This is a genomic window from Streptomyces sp. NPDC093225 (assembly GCF_044753805.1).
Taxonomy (GTDB): domain Bacteria; phylum Actinomycetota; class Actinomycetes; order Streptomycetales; family Streptomycetaceae; genus Streptomyces.
On record NZ_JBIVNX010000050.1, the window covers coordinates 45,258 to 56,171 of the forward strand.

Here is a 10,914-nt window from a genome sequence, read left to right on the forward strand (position 1 = left end):
CCCCTCGCTCCACCACTCCGAGCCCTCACGGCCCCGGTCACGGCGCCCTCAGGCCTCGGGAAGCACCCGCAGGGCAGACCGTGCGAACTGCTTCGCCGCCGACTCGCACGAGGCGCCCGCCGGATAGCGGTCTCCCCTCACCTCCACGAGCACCCTGAGGTTCCCATCCCGTACTGACAACACGCAGTTGGACGCGGGGCCGCTCCCCGCGCTCGACCACTTCCCCTCCCCGTCGAACCCGAGGTCCGGATCCTCGCGGCCGTCGCGCTCCTGCTGGACCAGCGCGGCCTGCTCGGCTCCGGTGGGCTTGCGGGGCCGGGAGACGTACAGCTCCCATTCGACCGAGGCCTCGCCGCCGCTCGCGCGCCACGCGCACACGTTCCCCGACGTCCACTCGATGTCGCCCTGGTGGATGCCGTTCCCGGACGGCGCCCCGAAGCCTGCCGGCTTCTGGAAACCGCCCCCGATCTCCTCGCAGGTCATCTCCTTGCCCTGGTACTTGTCGTCCTGCTCCGACAGCGGTACGCCACCCGTCAGCCTGTCGTACGCCTTCCCGACGTACTCCACTCCGAGGCTGACGTACGGGAACCCGACAGTGGCGAGCACGGCCACGACCGAGAGCACCCGCACCTTCATCGAGAAGCGGGGCCGCCGCCCGACCCCGACGGCGGTGGCCCCACCGGCGCTCCCGCCGCCCGCGGTCACCCCGCCGGTCGGCGGGAGGGTGGCGGCGAGGGCGTCGACCTCGGCCTGCTGGGCGGCCGTCAGTCCGGCCACCACGCCCGGCCACGCCCGCGCCGCCGGGGCGACCGCGCCCACCATGGTCAGCAGCGCCTCGGGCGTCGGCCGCCGCTCCGGATCCTTGGCGAGGCAGGCTCCGACGAGCCCCCGCAGCCCCTCCGGTACGCCGGTCAGGTCCGGCTCCGCGTGCAGGATCTCGTACAGCAGCCGGGGCACGGACTCCGCTGCGAACGGCGGTCGCCCCGTCGCGGCCGCGACCAGCGTCGAGCCGAGCGCGAACACGTCGGTCGCCGCCGTGACCGTGCCCCCGCTCGCCTGCTCGGGCGCCATGTACGCGGGCGAGCCGATCAGCGAGCCGGTGTGCGTGATCCGGGTGCCGCCCTCCACCGCCCGCGCGATGCCGAAGTCGATGACGCGCACGCCGTCCTCGGCGAGCAGCACGTTCGAGGGCTTGAGGTCCCGGTGGACGAGACCCGCCCGGTGGATGTCCGCGAGCGCGGTCGCCAGCCCCGCTGCGAGGCGCCGCAGGGCCTCCTCGGACAGCGGGCCGCCCGCCTCCAGGGCCTGGTCGAGCGCGGGCCCGGGCACGAACACGGACGCCAGCCAGGGCGTCTCCGCCTCCGGGTCGGCGTCCAGCACGGCCGCCGTACAGGCCCCCGACACCTTCCGCGAGGCCGCGACCTCCCGCCGGAACCGGGCCCGGAAGCCGTCCTCGTCGGCGTACTCGGCGTGGATCTGCTTGACGGCCACGAGCCGCCCGTCGGGCCCGGCGCCGAGCAGCACCCGGCCCATCCCGCCCGCGCCCAGCTCGGCGAACAGCCGGTACGGACCGGCCGTCGCCGGGCCGGGCCCCGATATCCGCTTCATCCCCCCGTTGTCCGTCCGTCCGGCGTCAGAGACTGCGCACGAACGCGTCGAACGCCTCGGGGCTCACCGTGAAGGTGGGCCCGGCGGGGTTCTTGGAGTCCCGGACGGCGACTTGGGAGGGGTGGGCGGCGACCTCGACGCAGTCGCCACCGGTGTCGCCGCTGTAACTCGACTTACGCCACATGACGGCGCCGAGCGGGGTGCACTCGACGCACTGGCCTCCGGTGTCGCCGCTGTAGCTGGACTTACGCCAATTCGCGCCCGTCAGGGTCTGGTTGGTGCCCATAACGCTCCTCCATCACGCGGGCGATCAGCGCCGCCGAGTCCTCAACGGGGAGTGCGGCGGCCCGCAAATGATCGTAACGGAGATGCCCCTCCTTGAGAGCCTGCACATCGGCCGTCATATGGCCTCGAACGAAGTCCTCGGTATAGACGATGTCCGGCTCTTCCTCGAACCGCAGAAGGCTGAACGATCCCATGAGCCCGGCGTGTGCTCCTGCCCCGAAGGGGAGGATCTGCACCTGGACCCACTCCCGCTCCTGGCAAACCAACAAGTGGGCAAGTTGGTCTCGCATCACCTCTTGGCCGCCGATCTCCTGGTACAGGACCGCTTCACTCAACACAGCCCAGCTCAAAGGCGGATTGTCGCGGCGCAGAATCCGCTGCCGCTCCATTCGACCGGCGACGAGCCCCTCCAGGTTTGCGCCGCCCCGCACGCGCAGCACCGCCCGCGCATAGCTCTCCGTCTGGAGCAGTCCATCGACCAACTGGGCCTGAAAGGAGGAGATGTAGGAGGCCTTCGCCTCCATCTCCGCATACGGCTGGAACCACGTCGGCAACTGGCTGCGCAGCACCAGCCCCACCAGCCGCGAGAAGAACCCGCCCGTCCCCAGGGCCGCGTCCACCCGCTCCGAGAAGTCCCGCGTCGGCACCTTCTTCGCGGTCTCGATCTGCCCGATCAGCGAGGCGGTGCAGAAGACCACCCCGCCCAACTGCCCCTGCTTGAGGTCGGCTTCCTCTCTCAGGCGGCGGAGCTCGGAGCCGTAGTAGTCCAGCGGGGAGGCACTCGGGTCGAGATCACGGATGTTGACCATCTTGAGGCGGTCACCCCCAGCTCCAACGCCGCGCGGCGTTCGTTTCGGTCGGTAGCCGAGCGTAACCGTCCGTACGCAGTCTGGTGACATGACTCACGCAACTGAGCTGCCGTCGCCGGAGCTCGGCGGTACGTACCGCATGAGCATCACCGTGGGCGCGCACTCCGCCCGGCACATCCGCGCCTTCCTCGGCAGTTGGGAGCTCACCGAGCTGGTCGAGGCGGCCGAGCTCGCCCTGACCGAGCTCGTCGCCAACGTCGTGCGCCACGTGCCGGACCGCCGGTGCGCCGTGCTGATCCTGAGGCGGCCGGAGGGCCTGCGGGTGGAGGTCACCGACGAGCACGGGACGCCTGCACTCCCCGTCCGCGGCGGCGACGCGCTCGCCGACGGCGGCCGGGGCCTCCTCCTCGTCGAGGCGGTCACGGACCGGTGGGGCGCGGAGCCGCGCCCGATCGGCAAGACGGTGTGGTTCGAGTGCGACGGAACGGCCGGCGGGGGCCGCTGACCGGGCGGGAGGGCGACCGTCAGGCGCGACCCGGCCGCGTGCGCAGGGCCAGGTAGGCCGTCAGGCCACCCAGGGCCACGCACAGCGGCGAGTACAGCACCAGGTCCCACCGCCGGAACTCCTCCGGCACCTCGCCCAGTCCGAGCGCCGACACCAGCAGGCCGCCCGCCCCGCGCACGGCCAGCACACCCGCGACCGTCCACAGTCCGGCCCGCACCAGCCTCGACCCGGCGAGGGGGTGCCCGGGCCGGGCGCCGGTGACGACCAGCCAGGAGGCGGCGACCAGCAGCCCCGCGACCGCCGTCGTCAGCGGGCCCGAGGGCAGCTGGGCCTCCGTCACCCCCACCACCACCGCGGCGTACTCGGCGCGCGAGGCCAGCGGCCACGGGGAGAACACCCACACCGCGTGGAAGGCGCCCGCAGCGGCCAGGCCCACTGCGGCGGCCCCCGCCGCGATCCGTGCGGCCGCGCCCGGACGACCGCCGGCCGCGCCCCCGACACCGACCTCGCTCACCACGCCCTTCCCCGCGCCGCGCCCCGCCGTACCGAGCAGCCACTTCACGGTCTTCACGCCGCCACCCCTCCCCCTCCGCGGCCCCACCCCGAGGCGGCGCCGATCCGTACACCACTGTACGGATGTTCCGTACAGTACTGTACGGAACATGGCGAAGGGCAAGGTCACCAAGGACGACTGGACGATGGCCGCGCTGCGCGCGCTGGCCCGCGGCGGGGTCCCCGCGGTCGCGGTGGACGTGCTGGCGCGGGAGCTCGGCGTCACGCGCGGCAGCTTCTACTGGCACTTCGCGAACCGGGAGGCCCTGCTCGTCGTCGCCCTCGAGACCTGGGAGCGGCACGGCACGACCGACGTCATCGCGCTCGTCCGGGAGCAGCCCGACCCCCTCGTCCGGGCCCGCGCGCTGTTCGCGGAGGCGCTGGGCAGCGAGGAGATCGCCGGGCTGGAGCCCGCGCTCGCCGCGCAGACCGCGCATCCGGCGGTCGCGGACGTGGTCACCCGGGTGACCCGGGCCCGACTGGGCTTCCTGGAAGAAGTGTTCTCCGACCTCGGCTTCGGGCCGGCGGACGCCCGCCACCGGGCCCTGGCCGGGTACGCCGCCTACCTCGGCTGGCTCGAACTCCGCAGGACCGCACCCGACCTCGCCCCCGAGGCGCGGCTCGGGGGCCCCGGCGCGCAGGCCGCGCTCGACCATCTGGTCGGCATGGTCCTGTCACCGGCCGGGCCGGTCAGCTGACGATCGCGAGGTCGTGCGGGGTGTTGTTGAAGCGGCGCCCGGCGTTCTCGGTGACGGTGACGATGTCCTCGATCCGGACGCCGAAGCGGCCCGGGAGGTAGACGCCCGGTTCGATGGAGAAGCACATGCCCGGGACCAGGAGCTGCTCCTCCCCCTCCACCATGTAGGGCGGCTCGTGGGTGGTCAGGCCGATGCCGTGGCCGGTGCGGTGGATGAAGTACTCGCCGTACCCGGCCTCCGTGATGACGGCGCGGGCCACCCGGTCGACCTCCTGGCAGGTGATCCCGGGCTGCACCGCCTCGAAGGCCTGCTGCTGGGCCCGCCGGACCACCTCGTGCACCGTGCGGACCTCGTCGGGGACGTCGGGGCCGACGTGGACGGTGCGGGTGGTGTCGGAGCCGTAGCCGTCCTTGAGGCCGCCGAAGTCCAGGACGACGGTGTCCCCGGTCCGGATCGTCCGGTCCGCGGCCTCGTGGTGGGGGTTGGCCCCGTTGGGGCCGGAGGCGACGACGGTGAAGTCGACCTGGCTGTGGCCCTTTTCCATGAGGAGCCGGGCGAGGTCGGCGGCGACCTCGTTCTCCCGGCGGCCGGCGAAGGCCACCCGGAGGATGTCGTGGAAGGCCTCGTCGGCGGCGGCGCCCGCGGCGGCGAGCCGTTCGAGCTCGTCGTCGTCCTTGACGGCGCGGAGCATGGGCAGGGCGCGCGTGAGCGGCTGGTATCGGCTGTCGGGCAGGGCTTCCTGGAGGCCGAGCAGGTGCATGGCCCAGGCCGAGTCGGAGATCCCGTACCGGCCGTCGGGGGTGAGGAGCCGGCTCGCCGCGGCGTACGGGTCGGTGCCGTCCGCCCAGTCCGTGATCTTGAGGGCGGAGGCGCCGGCGGAGCCCTCGGCGTCGGGGCGCTCCAGTTTCGGCACGATCAGGGCGGGCTGCCTGCCCTGCGCCAGGACCAGCGCGGTGAGGCGCTCGGTGACGGCGACCGGGCGGTAGCCGGTCAGGTAGATCAGATCGGGTCCGGGGGTGACGACCAGCCCGGACAGGCCCGCCCGTGCCGCCGATTCCGCGGCCCGGGCCATGCGGGCGGAGAAGTCCTGGACGGTGAAGGGTTTCGGCATGGTCTCCCGGCTTTCGGTCGGCCCGGTCGGGACGGGCCGGGTCAGGTCGGTGCGCTCGGGTCTCAGCCCGCGCCGCGGTCGGCGTAATGGCGCAGGAAGAGCGCTTCCACCAGCGCCATCCGCTCGATCTCGGTGGGGTCGACGCTCTCGTTCGGGGCGTGGATGAGGCAGCGCGGCTCCTCGACGCCCATGAGGATCAGCTCGGCGTCGGGGAACGTGCCGGCGAGGACGTTGCACAGCGGGATGGAGCCGCCCTGGCCGAGGAAGGAGATCGGCCGGTCGTAGGCCTCCCGCATCGCCCGGTCGAGCGCGGCGTACGCGGGTCCGTCGGTGGCCGCGCGGAACGGGGAGCCGGTGCCCTCCCGCTCCACGGACACGTGCACGCCCCAGGGTGCGGCGGCCTCCAGGTGCGCCGTCAGGGCGTCCGCGGCCGCGGACGCGTCCGTGCCGGGCGGGACCCGGAGGCTGACCCGGGCCCGGGCCCGGGCGGGCACGGCGGCGGCCGAGCCGACCACCGGGGGGCAGTCGATGCCGAGGACGGTGACCGCCGGGCGGGCCCACAGCCGGTCCGCGACGCTGCCGGAACCGAGCAGGGCGACCCCGTCGAGCACGGCCGCGTCGGCGCGGAACTGCGGCTCGTCGTAGCCGACGCCCTCCCAGGTGCCGCCGGAGTCCAGGCCGTCGATCCGGGTGGCGCCGTCGGCGTCGCGCAGCGAGTCGAGCATCCGGATCAGCGCGGCCAGGGCGTCGGGGGCGGGGCCGCCGAACATGCCGGAGTGCAGGTCGCCGGCGAGGGTGGACACGGTGACGACGACGTTGGCCAGGCCGCGCAGCGTGGTCGTCGCGGTGGGGACGCCGACGGCCGCGTTGCCGGTGTCGCAGATGAGGAGGGCGTCCGCGCGCAGGGCGTCGGCGTGTTCGGGGACGTACGCCTCCAGGCCCCCGGTGCCCTGCTCCTCCGAACCCTCGGCGACCAGCTTCAGCCCGACCGGGACGTCGTCGCCCAGCGCCCGCAGGGCGGTGAGGTGCATGACGATGTTGCCCTTACAGTCGGCCGCGCCGCGCCCGTACCAGCGCCCGTCGCGCTCGGTGAGCTCGAACGGCGGGGAGTGCCAGGCGGAGTCGCCGAGCGGGGGCTGGACGTCGTAGTGGCAGTAGAGCAGGACGGTGGGGGCGCCGGGCGGGGGCGGGCGGTGGCCGAGGACGGCGAGGCTGCCGTCCGGGGTCGGCTCCAGGCGCACGTCCTGCAGCCCGGCCCCGGTGAAGGCGGCGGCCACCCACTCGGCGGCGCGCCGGCACTCCTCGGGCGGGTACTGGCGGGGGTCCGCGACGGAGCGCATCGCGACGAGCTCGGCGAGGTCCTGCTGGGCGCGGGGCATCAGGGCGGCCACCCGGGCCGCGAGGTCGGGGTCAGTCATTGACGGTGTCCGAGGTCTTGAGGTCCTCGATCTGCTCCCGGTACTCGTCCAGCTTGTCCGGGCAGTAGACCTTGATGACTTCGAGGCCGGCCAGCAGGACGCGGCGGTCGGCGATGACCGGGCGCATGCCGGGGCCGCCGGCTCCGTTGGCCATCTGGACGAGCCACAGGCCCTGCTTCAGCTCCGAGTTGGGGTCCTCGCAGACCGGGCCGCCGTCGGTGCCCAGGGCGTTGGCGATGTTGCCGGTGTTGCGGGGCCGGAAGCCCTGGGCGACCAGGGCGTCGTTCAGCTGGTTCGCCTTCTCGTGGGCCTCGTTGGTGGCCTTCTGCTGCTTGTAGGTGAAGAGGCCGATGATCATCATGGTGACCAGCACCACGATCGCACCGACGTAGATCCACTTGTGTTCGGACGCGAAGCGGGTGGGGCTCATGCCGCACCTCCCTCGACCTGGGCCGCGTCGGCCTCGGGCTGCTTCCAGCTGGGCTTGCGGGCCTTGAGGAAGCCGAACGGGATGATCACGCCGAGCAGCAGCAGGCCGCCGCCGACGATGCCGATGTACGCCCAGACGCTGCTGCCGCCGAACTGCGAGGACGGGATGAAGCCGATCGCCATGGCCAGGGCCGAGGCGACGAAGCCCACCCAGCAGATGGTCCTGAGCATCGGGGCGCGGTAGCCGCGGGGGTGGTCGGGGAACTTGCGGCGCAGCTGCATCGCGGCCAGGAACATCAGCAGGTACATGATCAGATACACCTGCGTGGTGATGACCGAGAAGATCCAGTAGACGCTGGAGACGTTGGGGATCAGCGCGTACATCAGGGCGATGACCGTGGTGACCACGCCCTGGGTGACGAGGATGTTCTGCTGGATCCCGTGGCTGTTGAGCTTCTGCAGGAAGGGCGGCAGATAGCCCTCCTCGCGGGAGATCAGCAGCAGGCCCTTGGAGGGGCCGGCCAGCCAGGTGAGCATGCCGCCGAGCGAGGCGGCGCACAGGCCGAACGCGATGATCGGGACCAGCCAGCCGATGTGGAAGTACTGGAGGAAGGCGTCGAAGGCCTGCATCACGCCGGCGGTCAGGCTGAGCTGGCTGGCCGGGATGACCCAGCTGATGGCCAGGGCCGGCAGGATGAAGATCAGCAGCACCATGCCCATGGCCAGGAACATCGACTTCGGGAACTCCTTGGCCGGGTCGCGCAGCTTGTTCACGTGGACCGCGTTCATCTCCATGCCGGAGTAGCTGAGGAAGTTGTTCACGATCAGCACCAGGCTGGCGATGCCGGTCCACTCCGGGAGGATGTGCGAGGCGTCCATCGGCGCGGCGGACGGGTTGCCCTGCCCGAGGAAGACGATGCCGAGGACGACGAGCAGCGCGCCGGGGATCAGCGTGCCGATGACGAGGCCCCAGGAGGCCAGGCCCGCGACGGCGTTGGTGCCGGTCGAGGAGACCCAGACGCCGGTCCAGTACAGGACCACGATGACGATGGCCGTGTACACGCCGTTGCTGGCCAGGGCGGGGTTGATGACGTACGAGATCGTGCTGGCCACGTACGCGAGCAGGCTCGGGTAGTAGAAGATCGTCATCGCGAACTGGCACCAGACGGCGAGGAAGCCGAGCGGTTTCGACAGGCCTTGCGCGACCCAGTTGTAGACGCCGCCCGTCCACCCGGAGGCCAGTTCCGCCGAGACCAGTGCGGTTGGGATCAGGAACACGATGGCCGGCACCAGGTAGAGGAACACGCAGGCGAGGCCGTAGACCGCCATGGTCGGCGAGGCCCGCAGGCTGGCGACCGAGCTGGTGGTCATCATGGCCAGCGTGAGCCAGGTGATCTTGGGTACGCCGGCCGCGGCGCGGGCGGCGCCCACCGTCGCTCCGGCCTTGCTCGATCGTGCGGCGTCGTCCGCCGGCAGGTCCGCGGCGCTCATGCGGTGCCTCCTCCGCGAGGGTGATGGCCTGGCGCCATCCTCGGACGGCCGACCGGGTGCCGCGTCCGGGCCGGGGCCGTTCGGGTGACCGCCCCGCCGGACCCGTCCCCGCACCGCCGGGGGATCCGGACGGCACCTGCCGAGCCTCCTCGAGCATCCCAAAGTGCAGGTCAGAGGCTTGGGATCTTTCTGGGACGTCCCACGGGCCCGCCGTGGGACGAACGGCCCCGACCCTCCTGTACGTTCGTTCCCGGCTCGCCGGCGGACCAGCGCCGCGGGCCGGACGACCGTCTACGGGGGGCCTGGACGGGGGGCGCGAGCCTGCCCGTGCACCCCCCGGCACCACCCATGGGGGGACCCTTCATGCGCAAGCGCTTCGCAGCACTCGTCACCGCGGCCGCGGCCGTCGCCGGCCTGGCCGTCACCGCCGGGCCCGCCCAGGCGGCCAACCGGTACGGCATCGAGATCGACAACCCCGACGGCAAGTGCCTCGACATCCCGGGCAGCAACTTCAGCGCCGGGGTCGGCCTCCAGGCCTACAGCTGCAACCACACCAACGCCCAGAAGTGGAACCTGGTCCACGCGGGCAGCCGCTACTTCAAGCTGCAGTCCGTGGGCAACCCGGCGCTGTGCGCGTACAACCAGTACAACCGCGACCAGCAGGGCGACCGGATCGTCCTCGGCTCCTGCGACAGCAACAGCGCGCTCTTCAACGAGATCAGCCCCGACTGGAACGACTACTGGCAGTTCCAGCCGAAGGCCGCCTTCAAGAACTGCGTGAACTACGCGGGCGGCTCGAACCAGGGCGCCTGGGCCGTCCTCTACCCGTGCTCGGACCGCGCCGGCAACTCGCTGTTCGACCTGTGGAACTCGGTCTTCTCCGAGAACTGACCGCACCCCGCCCAGCGCGCTCCCGTGGCCCCGCCGGCCCTCCCGCCGGCGGGGCCACGCCCGTGCCGGCGGTACGGCGGACCCCGCCCTGTCCCCCTACCCGCGGGTAGGGCAGCATGGTCCGCCACGGACCACCCCGGGCCGGCCCCGGGACGGGCCGCGAACCGGATCCACACCCGCCAGGAGGCACCCATGGCCGCCCCCAAGCCGCAGACCCTCGCCGCCTTCGAGGCGGCCAAGGGCTTCATGCCCGTCCGGGAGGGCCTCGCCCTGTACGGGGCGGCCACCGACGCCGCCCGGCTCGGCCTGCCGCTGCTGGAGGTGGGCACGTACTGCGGCCGCTCGACGATCCTGCTCGCGGACGCGGCGCGCGAGGCCGGGCTGATGGCCGTCACCGTCGACCACCACCGCGGCAGCGAGGAGCAGCAGCCGGGCTGGGAGTACCACGACCCGACCGTGGTCGACCCTGAGCTGGGCGTCATGGACACCCTCCCCACCTTCCGCCGCACCCTGCACAAGGCCGGCCTGGAGGACCACGTCATCGCGATCGTCGGCCGCTCCCCGCAGGTGGCCGCCACCTGGGCGGCCCCGCTGGGCTTCGTGTTCATCGACGGCGGCCACACCGACGAGCACGCCACCGCCGACTACGAGGGCTGGGCCCCGCATGTCGCCGAGGGCGGCACGCTCGTCATCCACGACGTGTTCCCGGACCCGGCGGACGGCGGCCAGGCCCCGTACCGGATCTACTGCCGGGCACTGGAGTCCGGGGCCTTCACGGAGGTCTCCGTCACCGACTCGCTGCGCGTCCTGCGACGCACGGGCCGCGGCATCTGAGGCGTTCCTCTCGCCTCCCCTCGCCTCCCCTCGCCTCCTCTCATCGCCCCTCGCCTCCTTTCATCTCCCCGCGCCTCCCTTGGCTTCTCCGCGCTTCGCGAGGCGGCACGGTCCACAGGCCTTCCGGCCCCCGGCTCAAGGCGGGAGTCGCCGGCCCGTGGTGTGTGGGGGAGGCGCTTGACAGGGGTGGCAGGCTGGACCGGAGGCAGGCCCGGGCCTGGGGTGGCCGCAGGCCAGGGCCGAAGGCCCCGAAGCCCCAGGGGTGGGCCTGCCGCAGGGCCTG

General features: G+C 72.8%; 12 protein-coding genes. 4 read left to right on the forward strand and 8 right to left on the reverse strand.

Annotated features, from left to right (window positions below):
• Positions 1–48 precede the first annotated feature (48 nt).
• From ACIQCH_RS31765 to ACIQCH_RS31775, 3 genes are read right to left on the reverse strand one after another with little or no spacing between them, the layout of a single operon-like run.
• On the reverse strand, positions 49–1,608 hold the full coding sequence (locus ACIQCH_RS31765; RefSeq protein ID WP_402586617.1) for a serine/threonine-protein kinase: 1,560 nt from the start codon (positions 1,606–1,608) through the stop codon (positions 49–51).
• Positions 1,609–1,633: 25 nt separating this feature from the next.
• Complete coding sequence (locus tag ACIQCH_RS31770; protein ID WP_402586619.1) at positions 1,634–1,894, reverse strand: DUF397 domain-containing protein; 261 nt, start codon at positions 1,892–1,894, stop codon at positions 1,634–1,636.
• A complete protein-coding gene (locus tag ACIQCH_RS31775) occupies positions 1,854–2,702 on the reverse strand; it encodes a helix-turn-helix domain-containing protein (RefSeq protein WP_402586621.1) in 849 nt (282 codons plus the stop codon). The genes ACIQCH_RS31770 and ACIQCH_RS31775 overlap by 41 nt, the downstream gene beginning before the upstream one ends.
• A gap of 88 nt (positions 2,703–2,790) precedes the next feature.
• Here ACIQCH_RS31775 and ACIQCH_RS31780 point away from each other — a divergent pair, with 88 nt between their 5' ends.
• Complete coding sequence (locus tag ACIQCH_RS31780) at positions 2,791–3,207, forward strand: ATP-binding protein (RefSeq protein WP_402586623.1); 417 nt, start codon at positions 2,791–2,793, stop codon at positions 3,205–3,207.
• Positions 3,208–3,226: 19 nt separating this feature from the next.
• Here the strand turns inward: ACIQCH_RS31780 and ACIQCH_RS31785 are convergent, their stop codons facing one another.
• A complete protein-coding gene (locus ACIQCH_RS31785; protein ID WP_402586625.1) occupies positions 3,227–3,778 on the reverse strand; it encodes a DUF3995 domain-containing protein in 552 nt (183 codons plus the stop codon).
• A gap of 91 nt (positions 3,779–3,869) precedes the next feature.
• On the opposite strand from ACIQCH_RS31785, the gene ACIQCH_RS31790 reads away from it, so the two are divergent.
• The gene (locus ACIQCH_RS31790; RefSeq protein ID WP_402586627.1) at positions 3,870–4,457 is read left to right on the forward strand and encodes a TetR/AcrR family transcriptional regulator; all 588 of its coding nucleotides are present in this window, start codon (positions 3,870–3,872) and stop codon (positions 4,455–4,457) included.
• Here the strand turns inward: ACIQCH_RS31790 and ACIQCH_RS31795 are convergent.
• The 4 genes from ACIQCH_RS31795 to ACIQCH_RS31810 all read right to left on the reverse strand — a co-directional run bounded on the left by ACIQCH_RS31795 (position 4,450) and on the right by ACIQCH_RS31810 (position 8,906).
• Positions 4,450–5,568 (reverse strand): aminopeptidase P family protein, encoded by a 1,119-nt coding sequence (locus ACIQCH_RS31795; protein ID WP_402586629.1) that lies wholly within the window; start codon positions 5,566–5,568, stop codon positions 4,450–4,452. The two genes, ACIQCH_RS31790 and ACIQCH_RS31795, sit on opposite strands and share 8 nt — an antisense overlap.
• A gap of 62 nt (positions 5,569–5,630) precedes the next feature.
• Positions 5,631–6,986, reverse strand: coding sequence for a dipeptidase (locus ACIQCH_RS31800; RefSeq protein WP_402586631.1), 1,356 nt, complete (start codon positions 6,984–6,986; stop codon positions 5,631–5,633).
• Positions 6,979–7,416 (reverse strand): hypothetical protein, encoded by a 438-nt coding sequence (locus tag ACIQCH_RS31805; protein ID WP_402586633.1) that lies wholly within the window; start codon positions 7,414–7,416, stop codon positions 6,979–6,981. Before ACIQCH_RS31805 ends, ACIQCH_RS31800 begins: the two co-directional genes overlap by 8 nt.
• Entirely contained in the window at positions 7,413–8,906 is a 1,494-nt protein-coding gene (locus ACIQCH_RS31810) for an APC family permease (protein ID WP_402586635.1), read from the reverse strand. Before ACIQCH_RS31810 ends, ACIQCH_RS31805 begins: the two co-directional genes overlap by 4 nt.
• 363 nt (positions 8,907–9,269) lie before the next feature.
• Here ACIQCH_RS31810 and ACIQCH_RS31815 point away from each other — a divergent pair, with 363 nt between their 5' ends.
• Positions 9,270–9,797 (forward strand): RICIN domain-containing protein, encoded by a 528-nt coding sequence (locus ACIQCH_RS31815; RefSeq protein ID WP_402586637.1) that lies wholly within the window; start codon positions 9,270–9,272, stop codon positions 9,795–9,797.
• A 192-nt stretch (positions 9,798–9,989) separates the two neighbouring features.
• Positions 9,990–10,631, forward strand: a complete 642-nt coding sequence (locus tag ACIQCH_RS31820) for a class I SAM-dependent methyltransferase (RefSeq protein ID WP_402586639.1) — start codon at positions 9,990–9,992, stop codon at positions 10,629–10,631.
• The last annotated feature ends 283 nt before the right edge of the window (positions 10,632–10,914 follow it).